Origin of the sequence: Treponema sp. JC4 (genome assembly GCF_000260795.1) — a bacterium.
Lineage (GTDB): Bacteria > Spirochaetota > Spirochaetia > Treponematales > Treponemataceae > Treponema_D.
Window position 1 is genome coordinate 1 of sequence record NZ_AJGU01000040.1, and the last position, 17,283, is coordinate 17,283.

The window sequence follows — 17,283 nt, forward strand, 5'->3', positions numbered from 1 at the left end:
TAGTCAGTGCCGTCCTCTTTTATTGGTTTAAACCACAGATTTGAATCTGAAGATGATGTATAAGAATCTCCACCAGATGCAATAACAGTTTTTTCAGTCTGATTCTCGGCTTTATATTTAATTTCTTTTATACCAGAAGATGCATCTATATAGTTACCTGTAAGATACCAGATACCTTTCACACTAACTCCATCGGAGTAAGTTTTTTGAGCTCCAATTGTGTCTCCAGTTGTGTATTGAACAAGTTTTAAGTTTTCAGAATAAGGAGCATCGGCATCAATATATATAACCTGAGTTTTTACCTTACTTTTGTGAATGGTCTTTTTACTATTTGCATCCACATCCTCATCTGTAGCGTATACTCTAATTGTAAGTCTTGCTTTGTCTGATTCCGGGTCAAATTCTCCATTTGCATTTAAATTAAGAGCCCAGCTGGAACCGCTTACTGGAACCATAATACCGTAATCCGCAGCAGCATCGGCTCCATCATCAAGACTTGCAGGAACAGAAGCAAGTGGCTTGTTTGTACTAATTTGACCAATTGGATAACCATTATCTTTTAAGAATTTCAGTTCATCTTTACTAAATCCGACAGTGCTATCTTTATCAATCTGAACCCAAACGTATTTTGCTTCATTATTATCTGTTGCTGTACCAGTCATTCGGATTGTACCACCAAGAGTTGGAGCTTCATATTCAGTAGTAGAATCTTTTTTTAGAACATCTACAGGATAAGTAATTGTAACTTCCGGTCGCTCACCATATGGGTCAATATCATATTGTCTATGCAAGATGGTTTTATTTCCGCAATCATCTTCTGCTTTTATCCAGAAATAAACTGCTGGAATTTCATCATATTTATTATCAAGAATATTCTGTTTTGTAGTAAGATTGAGATATTCTTCTGTTAAATATGTGGCAAATTTTTCTGTATGGTCTTCTTCTGAAGTTGAGTCTGTTCCATCAAAGTAAACATACCAGGTTCCTGCATCATCATAATGTTCGATTTCAGTCCACTTTGTTGCAAGTACAACAGTATTATTTTCTCCACCCATACGTTTATCGGTATTACTATCCGGCTGAACGTCAGCTGCAGTAGCCGCATATCGAGAAACAGCATAGTACAATTTTGGATCACTTTCATTTTTTATTTCACCACGAACAGTCTGGTCGCGGCTAAGCTGTTTTCCTGCATCAGGTTTTGAAATAGAAAGCTCTGGAGCTTTATTATCAATACTGATTGAATATGATTTTTCTGTTGTCATAGGAGTTGGTGTTACTATGTCAGAAACAACAATATCAATTGTCTGCCTTCCTTCAAAGTTTGCAGCAGAAGTCAATGCAATAGCACCTGACTCCCAGTCATGCAAATTTATATCATTGTGATTGTTATCTTTACAATTAAATGTTACAGCTACATCTGAAGAACCATGATATGTTCCTGTAATTGAAGCTATAGACTGGGCTGAAGAAGCAGAGATTTTTAATTTGAGTTTTGTGTATTTTCCACCAAGGGTTCGCAAAGTATCAGCATAGGCAGACCATTTTTCTTCTTCAGTTGTGGCTGTAGATTCACTGTCATAATAAGAATACTGAACTTTCTCAATATGAGGGGTTTCTGTTACAACATTGAAAGAAAGAGCTTTTGAAATTGTCGTTGTACCATCTGTAATCTTTGGCTGATGAGAAATTGTATTTCCAGCAACAGTTGTATCAGCAGCTCCGCTTGTAAATACTCCTCCTGCACCATCAGTTATTTTAAATTGTACAGTATTTGGACCTTCTGCAAGATTTGTTACACCATTTGAATAAAGAACAAAGTCCGAATCACCAGTTTTTTTGTATTCTATTTTACTAACACCATCGTCGTCTGTTACGGTCAGATACAATGTTTTGGTACTCTTTAAATAAGTTGTTGCGCCACTGGTTGTTGCAAGTTCAAGGTTTGAAAGAGTAATAATAGGGCGGTCACTATCTTGGTTAATTTTTACTTTATAAGGAGTTGAATAACCAATATTTCCGACATCATCTTCTGAAGAAACAGAGAAATATGTAACGGTGTTATCTTTCAACTGAGTAGTATCAATCTTGAATTCCCAGGTATTTCCCTGTGTACCACCAAGCCCTTCTGCAGGGTTATATTTAATCCATTTTGTTCCAACATCACTTGCAGTTTCACTTATTGTATCATTAGTAGGAGCTGATGGAGAATCTTTTGTTGTGTAGTACAAGTTAAGCGCAGTATTAGCCTTAAGTCCACTAGCAGAGTCAGTAGCAGAACCTTCTATTGTCAGAGAAGCTCCATTTACTAAAGGTACATCTTCACTTCCAATTTTTGCAGTTCCTGCATTAGGAACTTTATTAATCTTAACAGTTGGACCTTCTGTATCAACAACTACTGTGCCAACTGTATAGGTTTTTGAAAGACCTGCATTGTCTTTTGCTTCAAGCTCAACAACGATATTGCTGCCTGACGAGACACCGACACCTGCAAAAGCAGTATTCTTGATTTCTGCCTTCCACCAGGTATTCTTTGAAGAGAGTTCTGTAACGTCTTTATATTCTTCGCCAATATCTTCTTCAATAACAGTTTCTTCATTTTGAGCATTGGTCTGAACAATATTATATTTATCATCAGAAGTCTTTATTACCTTACCACTGCTAATTGTTTTTATAGTTCCAAAAGTTGTTATATCTTTTTTAATCTCTTTATTTCCGTTATTAATTTTTACAACAAGACTTGCAACTCCAGAAAGATTATCTGTAGCAGTTCCTGTAATTGTAATCTTTTGATTATCATCACTAGGTTTTATGTACTTATTTAACTTATAACCAGATAATGATGGAACATCTGGAACTGTAGTATCAACATTAATGAGATAATTTGAATATGTCTTTAATGAAGCCGAAGGTTCACCTTCTTCTTGTGTAACAAGTTTCATGCCATCTACTTTCGCATTACCAACATTATCAACGGCAATAAGAACTAAATAATTAGATTCGTTTGGCGTAAAGCCTGGAATTGTAGCTTTAAAGGTTGAAGTAATACTTGTGTAATATCTCTTAGTTGAGGCATCTTTTACATTAATATCTGTAATCTTAGTATTGTATTTTTCTGTACCTGTAGAATCTGGATTATAAAGGCTTCCGTTATTCAAAGTATCTGTATAGAAGACACGACGTTTTGCCTGCTGCTCAACAGTCTCTTTTGAGGTTTCTACAATAGGAGTAAAGTAATTTGAAGTCTTTGTTCTAAAGTTTTCAACTGTTACACCGTTGGCATCTGCTTTTGAAGAAGCAATATAATAGTAGATTTTTTCTACTCCACTTCCTGTATCATTAAATGTACCACGAACTGTAACAGTCTGAGCGTTTCCGTAAGTTGTGGTTGAGTATTTTCCACCTACGTCTTGGTCAATCTTAACTGTCGAAGCACTTCCTCCGTTCCAGTCTGAATTTGAACGATCTATATCATCATTATCGTTTTCTCCAAGACGGAAGAACAAATCTTTTCCAGATGTATCAATAGAATGTACGCCTGCAGGACCTTCTGTATCGAATTTAATATTAAGAACAGTTGGCTGCTGGCATTCGTTTCCAGCCTTATCAAATACTGTTACTGTTGCTGTTGCACCTTCTGTCCAGTAAGCAGTTACGTTTCCCTCAGCATCTGTATCTGCAAGAAGTATATCGTAGAAGTTTACAGAAGACTCTTCTTTTTCTATCTTCTTTGTAGGAACCGCTGTGTTTACAATTGTAATTTTTACTTTATCTACACCAGAAGCAGGTCCTTCTGTTCCGCGATTATCTTCTGCAAGACCAGAAATTTTAAACTTACCTGTCTGATTATTTGCATAATAATATACAATTCCTTCTTCTGTCTTTTTATAAACAGAGTAATCATCATTATCTGTTGCAAGGCTGATATTTTTAAGAACTGGCTTTGTTACATCTTTATTCAACGTAAACAGATTCTTTTCTGTTGGTACACCAGAAGAACCGGCATTATTTCTTCCTTTTACCTTCCAGTCACCTGTTTCTATAATTCCGTCTGTACCATTTGTAAATACAGCCTTCCAAGATTGAATTTTTAATTTATTAGTAATATTTCCAAATGTATCATAGTCACTTGCAGCTGAGTCAGCAGTTGTTTTTATTGAATATAAAACATTTCCATCGGCTGGCTGGTCGTTATTCTTTGTTCCAGAGAATGAAAGTTCTCTTACGCCACTCTGAGCATCTGAATAAGTTCCATAAAGTGTAAGAGTTGAGGTTCCATTGATATAAATTGTACTAGCCGCATCCAAAACAGAGCCGTTACCTATCTGATATTTATCCAATTCAAGTTCTGGAGCTGTTGTATCAACTTTTACTGTTATTGGAGATCCTGTTTCTATTTCATTTCCAGCTTTATCTTTTGCTGTAATATATAATTCATTATCTCCTTCATTATAAAACTGAACAGTAGCAGTCCATTCTACTGTTGAATTATCTGTAAGAGAACATGACTTATAAACTTTATTACCGCTTGCATTTTTAGTAGCAACCTGAACTTTGGAAATTCCAGAACCAGCTGAGCCATCTTCAACATTTACAATCAATTCCAAAGCTTTAGACTCATAATATTTTGTTGAACTGTATGTGCTTCCATCCAATTTAAGAGAGCTTGTCTTAATATCTGGCATTTTTGTATCAACAGTAAGCACAATCTCATCAAGTTCTTTTGTTTTTCCAATTAAGTCTGTTGCTTTTATATTAAAGGTATAAATACCATCAGTGAGTTTTATACTTCCATTAGAAGCAGTTGCTTCTGAACCATAAACAAATTTCTGTTTCCAACTATTATCACTCGATAAAGCCCCATTAGTTGCAGAGAAAGTAATAGTCTGAGCATCCTCATCAGCCTCTTTTTGAGCATCAGAAATATAAGTAATTTCTACTTTTTCCAAACCTAATGAATCTGTTGAGGTTCCCTGTATGTAGAATTCTCCTTTTTTACCATCCTGATCCTCTGTTGTATTTATATTGAGAATTGTATTTGCTAACGGTGTTAATTTTATATCTGGCTTTGCCATATCCACATCAAAGCTTCTTTCTGCTTTAGATGCACCCTTTGTATGACCTACGTTACCAGCCTTATCTACAGCGTAAACTATAATCTTGTATTGGCTTCCTTCTTCAAGAGAATCCGGATATGCAGAGTCTGGGTCTGAACCTTTTACGCGGAAGTTCTTTTTAGTTTTCCAGTTTGTAGTTCCGAAGTTTGTTACCTTTGTAAAGCCTTTATTTTCCCAGGCTTCAGCAGTTGTAACATCAGCAGTTGGGACACTTGGTGCAGCAGCACCGTTTGCTACGATTGCATAATAAACGCCACTCAAACTGTTATCTTCTTCAAGGTCACCTTCAAACTGGAAGGTTTTTCCACTGATTGCGTTTTCAGCCTTGTAGCTGTCGTCTGTTTCTGGAGTTGTGATTGTTACTGTTGGAGCTGTTTTATCTACAATGCTTGCAAAAGTAATTGTATCTTCGTTGCCTTTCTTATCTGTAAGAGTGATTGAGTAAGAATAGGTTCCGTCATCAAGATTTGTTCCAGATGTATAATCAAGAGGAAGCTGGAAGTCTGCGAAGGTCTGTGCTGGAACTGTTGAGCTACCTACATCTGCAATAATATCTGCTGTTTTTTCTACCTTTGAAGCAGTAGTATCTTTTGGTGTAAAGGTTTCTGTAATTTTAAGAGACTTAATAGAATATGAATCTGAAACGCTTCCACTGATTGTGTAGCCTTCGTTTGGCATATATTCGCGGAGATCAGAAGTTACTGATAAAGTAGGTTTTGCCTTATCATAAAGGAATTCCGTAGAAGTAAGTTCTGTGTTTCCATCGAATGTGAATTTTGCAGATTCGTTTCCGGCTGTATCAATTGCTTTAAGAGTAATTTTCTTATAACCTTCAAGAGCCTTACCATCGCTGCCTGTAAATACTTCTTCATTTGCATAAGTTACGGTCTTAGAAAGTGAGGCAATTGCAGCACCCTGACCTTCTTCTGTAAGAGTCATTGTTTTGCTTTCATCAGTTTTGTCTGTAATTGTAAGAACAATCTTTTCAATTCCAGAACCGCCTGTATCTTTTGAAGTGGCACTGAAAATATATGAAGTTGCCTTTGTATCGCTTGCACCTGGCAAAGCACTTAATACTACAACCGGCACTTCTTTATCAACCTTACAGGTAACGTTTTTCTTGTTACTCTTTTCTTCATCTGTTCCGTCTACACCAGCTACATAGTAGTAATAGGTTGTTGTGGCTGCAGGGCGATGAAGAGTATCTGTATAAACCCATGTTCCACTTACTTTTGCAAGACTGCCGTGTTCGTTTTCAATTGTACTTGTTCCATCTTCTTCAATATCAGAAGCAATTGCTGTGAAGTTTGTGTTGTCTGTAGAACGATAAATATTGAATTTTGTATATTCTGAATCAAAATTAACTTTGTTTTCAAAATATCTTGCTGTGTCGCTTGTATCACCCTTAGTGTAAATTGCATCAAGTTCTGCACCTGTGCCATCTTTTACAACCGATTTTACTTCCTGAATTGTAGGAGCACCGGCAGTAATCTTTACAAAGAAGCAGCCTGTTTCAGAAGGAACGTAGGTTGATTTACCATTACTGTCTGTAAGCTTAAATCTTAATGTATGGAAGCCTACATCAGTTGGGAGGTTATAGGTATAAGTTTCGCTTGTAGAGGATACAGGAAGAGAGAATGCTGATTTTTCTACAAGGTTTGTTGCATTTGTTCCAAGCCATGGAGTAATGCTTGCAAGACCGTCATCATCAATGAGTTTTAAGATGAGCTGACTTCCAGAAGCAAATTTGTTCTTTGAAGCAGGAAGGTCTTCGCTATCTGCAGTAAAGGTAAGCTGGCTTGCACTGTTTGGCAAAATTACAGGTTTATCTGTATCCTGATCTACTTCAAAGTTATTATTTGTTATTTCTTTTTTATTACCTGCACGGTCATAAGCTGTTACTCGAATAGTAATTGGACCGTCTGCTAATTGTGTTGTAGGAATATTATCCCAAACAAAATTTATAAGAGTTGTAACATTAGTATTTGATATTATCTTACCTGTACTATCTTCTATTTCAATTTTAGGATTTTTTGATTTTTCTTCATCTGTAGCATCATCTGAAGCTGTATAAACTGAATCATTATCAGAAATCGTAAGTTTTATACTTACATTATCTCCATTCAGATACTGTTTTCCGTCTATTGTTCCTGCCTCACCTGTGTATTTACAAGCAATTGGTTTTACTTCAGAAATCGAAATTGTAGGTGCCTCAAGATCGTAATATACTGTATAAGTCTTTGAAGTTGTGAGTTTATCCTGCCATGCTTTTACTGTAATCTGGCGCTGTGAAGTTTTAGTTCCAAAGGCATTTGGCTCAAATTTCTTTGTAAAGCTGAAGTTATTTTCTGAATTTTCAATTGCAGTAAGGCTTGCACCAGAATCGGTATCGCCAAAAAGAAGAGAGAAATCAGGAGTACCTTCTTCTACAGAAACAGTTCCACTTACTTTTACATAAGTTCCTGCCTTTAAGTACAAAATTGTGTCTGTAACTTCTGTCCAGGCAGTACCGTTCTCGCTTATTTCAAACTTTGGATTAAGAGTTGGAGCAACACCACTTGAAGCAAGATGGAAACCGTAGCCTTTTCCGCTTGCAATGATTGTGTTTCCTACTGCTTCATCACCGTTCGACTTATCCCATCCTTCAACTCCAAAAATATAGTTACTTCCGATTTTTGTTTTTGAAGTATTGTCGTCTCCAAGGTAGCTAGAATTGATTGTAGTAATGAATTTGTAGCCTGAACCATAAGCCTGGCGTTCTGTTACAGGGTAGAATTTTACGCTTTCTACCTTTTTAGTTGTGGCATTATATTCTACAAAATATACTTTAAGGCTGTCTTTATTAAGGCTTATTCCGTCCAAACCTGGAGAAACTTCAACTACAACCTGGCTGCCGCTTGAAATATTATAGGCATCGTTAGTAGTCCAGCCGTCTGTAAGCTGATCTTTACCGCTTACACTGAAGGTAGGGTTATTTTTTGGGTTAAGATTAAATTTTGCAACTGTCTGGGCTTTATCTTCCAGCTGTTCCAGAATCGAGCTTGTTGTAGTAGCTACACTTCTTGAAGAGTCAGAAGATGCATAGGTGCCGTTGAACATGGCATAAAGTTCATTTACCTTGTAGGTAGAAAGGATGGAACCTGAAATATCATCATAAAGATAGTAGTTTGTCTGTTTGTTTCCGGTAGAGTCATCATCTTTTTCTTCACCTTTTGCCGGGTAACGTTGAGCACCATCGTATGCAATAATTTTACAGTAGCGGGTTTTTGATGCTTCTGAAGCATTCATATCATTTAGATCTTGATAAGCTTCATCTGCAAAATAAATTTTTGAATAATCGCTCTCTTTTTCTGTATCACCAGAAACATAGCTTGCAACATCATTGTTAATTGCTAAAGGAACATTATTAAGGGTTATGGTTTTTAAAAGAAAATCTTCTGTACATTCTTCATCTGAATAAATTTCGACTTCGATTTTATTGAGGTTGTTGTCATCTGCGGCCTGACCCTGAATTGTAAATTTCTGACCGTAGGTATCTGTATCGCTGGCAGAACTTGAAAGAATTGAACTTGGGCGCTGTAAAACAATAACCGGAGGAGTATTATCAAGAATATAGGATCTTTCCAGTTTAGTCTGGTGTCCACCGTTATCGTAGATTACAATTGTGGCGAGGTATGTTCCATCTACGAGAGGCTGAGTTTTGCTTTCTGGGTCAATTTTACAAGTCCAGGTGTTGTCCTTGTTAATTGTGGCATCATAAGAGTATTTTTTGCCTTTGTTATTGCCTTCTGAATTATATTTGAGTTCAACGGCAACCTGCTTAATTCCTGCTTCATCGTGCCATTGTCCCTGAAGGAGAAACGCATCGCGGATTACGGCATTTACTCCCGGGCTTGAAATAGAACCTGTAGGTGGCTCAGTATCAACCGATTCACCTAAACCGATTTCACAGGTTGGAAAAAAAACAAAAATAGACAATGCAGCCAATGCACCTAAAATGAAATTTTTACACTTCATAAATACACCTCGCCAAAAAGTATTTACAAATTTATACGATTTAAAATTTTAAAAGGATAAAGACTTGTTGAAAAAAATAAGGGTTAAATAAGCAAAGAATAAAAACAAATTTATTCAGCCTTTATCGTATTACTTTATCGGCATTTATGCAATTTTTTTTAAAGATTTAACAGAAATTTAGAATTTATATAGAATTATAAGGAAGAAAAAATAAAAAAAAGAGGGGGCATCCCCCCCCCTTTTGCGCTTTACACCTTAAACTCGTTAATCTCGTTATCAATTGCCACAATCGAATCTTCAAGATTATGCGAGATTTCGCTCAGGGTGGCGCCGGTTTCGTTGATTTTGCGGGCACCAATTTTCATTTCTTCCATGCTGGACTGCATGATTCCCGTAGCGTTCTGCAGGTTCTGAACCTCGCTCAGGATTGCCTGGTTACCAACCGCCATCTCGTTAGAAGCCGTTTTTACCTCAGAAGTAGAGTCGGTCATAGTGTGCAGGGCATTGATAATCTGCTTAGAACCTTCGTTCTGCTCTTCCATGGCAGACTTAATCTGGCGAACAAGCTGGTCAGTTTCGTTAATTCGGGTAATCAGCGAGTTGAATACAGCCCGAGACTCAGACGAAGCGGTAACCATCTGCATAATCGACTCTTTAATCGATTCCAGCTGCTGGCCGATAGTATTGGACTGATCAGAAGAAGTTTCCGAAAGTTTACGTATTTCGTCCGCAACAACAGAGAAGCCCTTACCAGCCTCGCCCGCATGAGCCGCCTCAATAGCAGCGTTCATTGCCAGAAGATTAGTCTGTTCCGCAATGGCAGAAATAGCCGCATTTGCTTCCTGCAGCATAAGCGACTGCTCTTCAATCCGCTCAATACGAGAGTTCACGTCTTCCTGCTTTGCCGCACCGTTAGCCGAATCCGCTTCCAGAAGTTCAAAAGCACTTGCCATGCGCTCAACAGAAGTATTTACCGAAGCAATATTTCCAATCATTTCTTCAACAGCCGAAGAAGCGTCAGAAACACAGCGCGACTGATTTTCAATCATATGCTCAAGCGACTGAATGTTAGACGCAATCTGGTTTACAGCGCCCGCCGTCTGGTGAACACTCTTAGACTGCCCTTCAATCTGCTGATGAACGCTTTCAATATTGGCAATAATCTGAGTAATCGAGCTTGAAGTATCCTGAGTGCTGGAAGACAAATCCGCACCCGCACTGTTCAGGTTTTTACCCGCATTCATGATTTTAGAAATAATTTCGTGCAGCTTCTGTGTAAAGGCATTAAAGCCGTCAACCACGTCGCCAATTTCATCATGCGAAGTTTTTTCAATACGCTTAGTCAAATCAGCATTGCCCGAAGCAATTTCCTTAACCGCAGCGCCCACCTTGCTCAAAGGCTTAACAATTTTGCTGGAAATCAGCACGCCAATCAAAAGGGCAAAAACAATGCTTATACCCAGCATAATCAGAACCAGGGCAATAGACTGCTGCAAAGTTTCAAAAATCTCTCTTTTAGGGCCGATTGTAACAAAAGTCCAGCCGGTAATTCCCGGCATCTTGCGCGAAGCAAAATAATAATCGCCGTAGCTGGTTTCAATCATCTTATCGCTGGTAAGAACAGCCCCCTTGAGCTCAGAAACGCCAAATTCATCATAGAAGTTGGACTTAAGAACCTTGCCGGTATCCTCGTTGGTAATAAAAAGCCCGTCCGCAGTAATAAAGAAAGAAGTACCGCTTTTAGAAATCTTCATGTTATCCACAAAATCATCCAGCATATCTATAGAAAAATCCGCACCAATTACGCCCGCAAAACCCTTCTGATTAAAAACGCCGCGGGAAGTAGTTACAACAAGACCGCCCGTAACCTCGTCAACATAAGGAGTTCCAAAGAAAGGCGAGCGCGATTTTTTAGCCTGGATATACCATTCGCGGGTAGTCTGATTAAAAGTGGAAGGAGCCCGCCAGTGAATGTTATCAAACAAAAATCCCCCGTCCGGAATCGGAGTAGCGCTGGTATAGTAAAGCATGGAATAAATCGGATTATTATCGATAGCAGTAATCAAAAAGTCTTCAGCCTCATCAACGTCGTATTCCGTCATGCTGGCAAAGTGATCCGCGCACGATTTAGTCACACTCTGAGTCTGATTTACAAATTCCGAAACCTGCAGGTAGATATTCTCAAGCTGCAAATCAATCTGCCGCTGCACATCGCTTTCAAGAACCTTAGTTTCCTTATTAATGGTAGGAACGGCAATCAAAAGCGCACAAAAAAGTGCAATGAGAATATGAGTCATAGTAAGTTTAGATTTAATCTTCATACCGATTATTGTATATCCTAAAAATATATAACACAAATTTTTTATTTGAAGCCTGCGCATTCTGGGGTTATAATTTATTTTAATACCCCGGCGGCTCTGACCGGTCGCCTTACACAAGGAGAATGACCTATGAAGATGAGATTTTTTAAGTGCAAACACTGCGGCAAGGTAATCGCAATCTTAAAAGAAACAGATGTACCAACAATCTGCTGCGGCGAAGAAATGATTGAAATCCACGCAGGCACAACCGACGGCGCCGTAGAAAAACACGTGCCCGTAATCACCACCCACGATAATATAGTAGAAATTAACGTCGGCTCCGTTGCCCACCCAATGGAAGACAAACACTACATCGAATGGATCGCCCTCCAGTCCGCACAGGGAATCCACATCAAAACCCTGCAGCCCGGCCAGGAACCAAAAGCCACCTTCGCCGTAGTCGACGGCAACACCGTAAACGAAGCCTACGCCTACTGCAACCTCCACGGCCTCTGGTCGTCTAAGTAATTCTTCCCAAAGTAAAAATTACCCTAAGACTTCCGCTTGTCGGAAGTCAGGCGACTGGTCGGTATATCCGGAAGTTGTTAACATCTTTACGCCAGTCGCCGGCGCAGCTCTGGTTAGTCAGTCGCCTTCCGTGTTCCGCTACGCTCAGTCGTCCTCTTCGAGTCCGACCGCCTTCGGCGCACTCCACGCTCGTGCGTGGGGTCAGTTTTCAGTTACTACCATTCCCATACCAAGTTATAGATAACTCATAATTTTTCTTCAAAAAAGGACTTCCTGTTTACAGTTTTGAAAACCTTTGCCGTGAAGACACTTCCATTCAGCTAAAAGACCGTGCAGTAAAATACTTTTTCATTGCAAATAACTGTGCTAAAATATCACGTGACGGAAAGAAATTACTTACAGAAAAGCAGCAGGCTTTTCTGAGCCTTGTATCTGGAAATGCTCCGTCAAATAAATTTACAGAAAGAATTGCTGCTCTTGCAGAAGATGCAAAGCATAATTCGCTGTGGAGAAAGCAATATATGGATTTGATCAGAGAACTTACAATTAAATATGACAGCGGCAAGGAAGCTGGTATTGCTATCGGACAGGAACAAGGCCGTCAGGAAGGTGCTGAGCAGAAAGCCATTGAGGATGCAAAAAGCCTTTTAATAGAGGGGGATTCTCCGGAAAAAATTGCTCGCTGTATAAAACTTCCTATTGAAAAAGTTCTTGAACTAAAATCGCAGCTGGAAGCAGAGAAGAAATAAACTCTGCCAGAAAAACCCCTGTTAACAACAAAACCTCTCGTGGCAACACGAGAGGTTTTATTTTTGCGCTAGTCGCCCTAGTCAGTCGCAACTCGCAGTTCCCTATCCGGTCAGTACGCGTCCAGGCCGCGTACCGCTCCGCGCTGCTCGTTTCTCGTGCGTGGGGCCAGTTTACAGTTATCAATTTCACATTACTTTTTAATAGTTTTTTCTCGAAATTTTCTTCAATATTCTCAAACTTTTTTCCCAAATTTTTGTCAAAATCGCAAAGTCAGCACCTAGTGTATATGTATGAAAATCATACAAAAAAAAGGAAGAAACAAATAGCAAGAAATCAAAGAAAAGTACACAAGAAACCCTAACAAAAGAAAAAAAAGTTCTTACCCCTGAGGAAAAATGGGAGAAAGCAAACATCTCGAACAACTTCATTTTCTACAAAGTCATGCGACATAACCCGGATGTCTGTAAGGAACTTCTAGAAATCCTGCTCGAAATGGAAATTGACCATATTGAAATGCATGGTGAAGAAATTATTGAAACAGATTATGACAGTAAAAGTGTACGGTTAGATGTGTATGCAAAAAATGACAATCATGCTTTCAATATCGAAATGCAGGCTGCAGATACAAAAGAACTGCCAGAACGGGCAAGATACTATCAGGGTGCAATTGATGTTGACTGCCTGAATGCAGGTCAACCTTACAAAAAACTAAAAGATTCCTATGTAATCTTTATCTGTATTCCTGATATATTTGGCAAAGGGCTTGCCTGCTATAGCTTTGAAAATCTTTGCCGCGAGAACAATTCCATTCAATTAAAAGACCGTGCCTTCAAATATTTTTTCATTGCAAAAAATTGTAATAAGGTATTAAATGAAAGACAGAAGGCATTTCTGAAACTTGTTATCGGCAAAAAAGCCAGCGATCAGTTTACAGAAAAAATTGAACATCTTGCAGAAGAAGCAAAGCACAATACGCAATGGAGAAGACAGTTCATGAATTGGGAACGACAGAGAACGTATGATTTTGAAAGCGGCAAAGAAGCTGGTATTGCTATCGGACAAGAACAGGGCACACAGCAGAAAGCCATTGAAGCTGCAACAAACATGCTAAAAAAGAATATCGATATACAAACAATTGCCGAATGTGTTGATTTGCCCGTAGAAAAAGTCCAGGAACTTAAATCACAGTTGGAAGCAGAGAAGAAATAAACTTTGCCAGAAAAACCCCTGTTAACAACAAAACCTCTCGCGGTTTACCACGAGAGGTTTTATTTTTCCGCAACAACTTCTGCGAAGCAGAAGTTAGCATGGGGTGCAACGCACTGCAAAATTTGTAGTTGCAATTACCACCCCCATACGATTTTAAACTAAAAAACTCTCGCGGTTTACCACGAGAGTTTTTATTCTTCCGCAAGAACTTCAGCCGAAGGCTGAAGTTAGCATGGGTACGATGCATTGCAAAGTTGTAGTTTACGTTACGACCCATGCACCCTTTTGCAATTTTAGAAGAACATTTCTACACCAACTGGGATGTATACTTTGTTTGTAAGACCTGTGTAAGAAAGGTCAATAGCTGCATCAGCCAGGAATGTATCTTTAAGATTAACGCTTCCTTCCATTTTTGCAACAGTAAGTCTGTCTGCTACACCAATGAAGAAGTAGTTATTAGCAGCAAATGTGTGTTTCAAGTATACTTCAATACCAAAGTTGTGCTGTGTCATTTTAAGATCATTAACAGTCATTGGATTGCCACCGACTTTACAAGTACCATCAGCATTAGCAAGAGTAATGTTATAGTTGAAAGAAAGACCAGCAAAGTTGTTCTGTTTTCCAAATGGGTTCAAGCAAACTTCTGCCAAAGCATCAAAACCAGCCCTTACAATGTTTGCAGCATTTCCAGTATAGTCAAGAAGTCCGCTTCCTGTTCCAATATCTGTATACTGTGTAAGGTTAGATTCTCCCTTTCCACCCCATACGTGAGCCTTATAAAGAATGAATCCCTTCTGAATTACACCAATTGTACCCAAACAAGCATAGAAGTTATAGAATTTCTCTGGGTCATACTGGCGAAGATCTTCATCAAGTACGAGAGGAACTTTTACACCAAGTTCGATAAGGTTAGCATTTGGAGTTGCATCCAAATCTACATTTCCAAGACCTGTTGCTCCACCTGCAAAGCCAAGCCAGTCAATACCAAATTCAAAGCGTCCTGCATAGTCATCCCAACCAAATCCTTTTTCACGAGCAGCAGCATATTTTGCAGCAGAATATTTTTTGTTTCCTTCTTCAATTGAGTCAGCAATGAACTGAGCCTTTACCTGTGCAAGACCAGGAATTGTATAACCTACACCACCCTGAATTGTAGAAGCCAAAGTACCAAGGTTTGTTGTAAATCCATTACCATCAGAAACAAGACCGAAAGCATCACAGTCAACTGCTGCATAAAGACCTTCAAGAGCAGTTCCTTCCTGACCTTTTGCGCTTACAAAAAGACCCATAACAGGCCACATTTCTGTAAAGATATCATCTTCAGATTTTACATCGCTTGATTCACGCTGACCAAAGTCACCAATAGAACCACGGAGTTCCTGTTCGCGCATTTTACCAAAAGCTACTTTCAAATCGATTGGGTTGAAGTCAAAAATACCCCAGATTTTTGCCTGGTCACCAATTGCAACTGCATATTTTCCAGATTCAGCATAGCTGAGACCATTATTCTTTGTTTTCAAGCTTCCAATAGTAGAGTTTGAATCATAGTTCTGAGCACCTACAAACAAAGCAGCTGCATCTGAATCAAGGTTGAAGTCAAATCCCCAGCGTTCATCATTTGTACGACCGATAATCCAGAAACCAACACGGCAACCATAAGACCAGTCTGGAGCAACTGATGCATACCATTCTGTATCACTTTCATCTGCTTCTGCAACTCCCGCCTTAGAAACTACACCTGAATCAATTCCACTTGTTACAGCAGAAGTTGTAGCCATTCCTGAAACAACATTATCAAAAGCTATCAAAGAAGCAGTATCTCCAGTTGCAACACCTGCTAAAATAGTTGCCAAATTACCACCTGTTGCAGCATCTGCTACAGCATATAACTGTCCTGTTGGATCTGTAGTAATGTCATTAGCAATATAGTTATAATAAGCTTTTGTAGAAAGTTTTGGTGTTACTTCAATCTTTGTGCTTGTATACTGATTTCCAATATTCCAAGTAGAGCGTCCCCAAGCACCAAAACTAATTTTACCAGCCGAACCTACAAGTTCGTGAGCTTCCTGCGCAAAAGCAGAAAAACCAAGAGCAAGTGCCAAAGCACCAGCAACCAACTTTTTCATATAAAAACCTCCTAAGTTTTTACGATAATAATAATTTCACTTTGAAACCCTTAATTTCTTTCTGATAGTATCACTATCACTATGGTAATGATAGCACTACTATCAACCCAATGTCAAATTAATTTTTGAATTTTTTGCAAAAAATTATTGAATTTTTGTAACTTTTTTCAACTTTATATTTTAAAACGAAAAAGGGGGATGTCTAAAAAGTATTTTCATACTGAACTTATTAGACATTCCCCATTATTTACAACAAAACATATAGCTGCGTTAATTTAGATTTGCAATTTTATCTTTAACTTCCTGCATCTGGTTGTCAGTAAAATTAAAGAATTCTTGAACTTCATTTTCTGTCATTTTTCCTGTAATAACCAGTTTTACAGCGGTTTCGATTTGAGTTTCCGCTCTTGCTTCTTCGCGTTCCTCTTTTGCAAATTCTTCCATTATTTTACACATATACTTCACTCCCTTATCGTTTTCTTTAAGGTATCTGAATTTCTCTGCAAGAAACTCATTTTTCATATCACTGGCATTCAGGCAGTTAAAATCATGCATAAGCCAGCCAACCGGGTCGTCGCCCCTGTATTTTCCGTTCACGTATATTATGTGCATCTTGTCGTTAAACGGTTTATTAATTTCATTTACAACCCGCTCTATGTGATACAACGGGAGACCTTTATTGAATATATCATTTTCCGTAATGAAAATAATATAACTTTCGGGCAGTTTTTCTGGCTCCATATTAGGAACCGTTTCATCAGCGTCCATCAGGGCTGAATAATACCTTGCGCGTTTTGCCCCAGCTCCTTTGTCAGCGCGCTGGATTTCGATGTCGTATGGTCTGCCTTTCGCGTCGCGGGCAAAGACATCCAACCGAACTGAACGGCCTAAAAGACTCTTTACGACTTTTTGCGAAACTTCTTCCACGACCTGAATTTTACGAGTGCCCAAAATAGTATTCAGCACAAATTGAACGCGTTCTTTGTCGTCTTCGAAAAATCGGGTCATAAAATCATCGTTCATCAGCGTGAACTGTTTAAGCCGGGCAAGCATTTTCTGCTTTTTTGTAAGCTGCTGCATTACAAACTCCTAAATATTAACATACAAAAACAAAGGCAACAATAAGATGTTGTGTTTTCATACATATACACTAGGAGCAGACTGTAAAAATTCGGAAATGAATTGAGGAAAAATTTTGAGAATTTTGAAGATTTTTTACTATTCAAAGAAAAGGGC

At 38.6% G+C, this 17,283-nt stretch carries 7 protein-coding genes; 3 read left to right on the forward strand and 4 right to left on the reverse strand.

The window, feature by feature from the left end; translation table 11 throughout:
• Both MSI_RS11410 and MSI_RS11415 read right to left on the reverse strand, forming a co-directional pair.
• A partial coding sequence (locus MSI_RS11410; protein WP_039924792.1) for an Ig-like domain repeat protein occupies window positions 1-9,134 on the reverse strand: 9,134 nt, incomplete at its 3' end.
• 248 nt (window positions 9,135-9,382) lie between these two features.
• The gene (locus MSI_RS11415) at window positions 9,383-11,455 is read right to left on the reverse strand and encodes a methyl-accepting chemotaxis protein (protein WP_009107135.1); all 2,073 of its coding nucleotides are present in this window, start codon (window positions 11,453-11,455) and stop codon (window positions 9,383-9,385) included.
• A gap of 129 nt (window positions 11,456-11,584) precedes the next feature.
• Here MSI_RS11415 and MSI_RS11420 point away from each other — a divergent pair, with 129 nt between their 5' ends.
• From MSI_RS11420 to MSI_RS11430, 3 genes are all read left to right on the forward strand, one after another.
• On the forward strand, window positions 11,585-11,962 hold the full coding sequence (locus MSI_RS11420) for a desulfoferrodoxin family protein (protein WP_009107137.1): 378 nt from the start codon (window positions 11,585-11,587) through the stop codon (window positions 11,960-11,962).
• Between the two features lie 521 nt (window positions 11,963-12,483).
• The gene (locus tag MSI_RS14725; protein WP_009107139.1) at window positions 12,484-12,711 is read left to right on the forward strand and encodes a hypothetical protein; all 228 of its coding nucleotides are present in this window, start codon (window positions 12,484-12,486) and stop codon (window positions 12,709-12,711) included.
• A gap of 427 nt (window positions 12,712-13,138) precedes the next feature.
• Window positions 13,139-13,921, forward strand: a complete 783-nt coding sequence (locus MSI_RS11430) for an Rpn family recombination-promoting nuclease/putative transposase (protein WP_255324541.1) — start codon at window positions 13,139-13,141, stop codon at window positions 13,919-13,921.
• Between the two features lie 293 nt (window positions 13,922-14,214).
• Here MSI_RS11430 and MSI_RS11435 read toward each other — a convergent pair whose 3' ends face one another.
• Window positions 14,215-16,047: a hypothetical protein gene (locus tag MSI_RS11435; protein WP_009107142.1), complete on the reverse strand. Its 1,833-nt coding sequence runs from the start codon at window positions 16,045-16,047 to the stop codon at window positions 14,215-14,217.
• A 270-nt stretch (window positions 16,048-16,317) separates the two neighbouring features.
• Window positions 16,318-17,127 carry a PD-(D/E)XK nuclease family transposase gene (locus MSI_RS11440; protein ID WP_009107144.1) on the reverse strand — a complete coding sequence of 270 codons (810 nt, stop codon included), beginning with the start codon at window positions 17,125-17,127 and terminating at the stop codon, window positions 16,318-16,320.
• Between the last annotated feature and the right edge of the window lie 156 nt (window positions 17,128-17,283).

What these genes read in the sequence shown, in the direction of transcription:
- MSI_RS11420 (WP_009107137.1), top strand. Translation starts at nt 11,585, where the DNA reads ATGAAGATGAGATTTTTTAAGTGCAAACACTGCGGCAAGGTAATCGCA.
- MSI_RS11415 (WP_009107135.1), bottom strand. Translation starts at nt 11,455, where the DNA reads ATGAAGATTAAATCTAAACTTACTATGACTCATATTCTCATTGCACTT.
- MSI_RS11435 (WP_009107142.1), bottom strand. Translation starts at nt 16,047, where the DNA reads ATGAAAAAGTTGGTTGCTGGTGCTTTGGCACTTGCTCTTGGTTTTTCT.
- MSI_RS11440 (WP_009107144.1), bottom strand. Translation starts at nt 17,127, where the DNA reads ATGCAGCAGCTTACAAAAAAGCAGAAAATGCTTGCCCGGCTTAAACAG.
- MSI_RS14725 (WP_009107139.1), top strand. Translation starts at nt 12,484, where the DNA reads ATGGATTTGATCAGAGAACTTACAATTAAATATGACAGCGGCAAGGAA.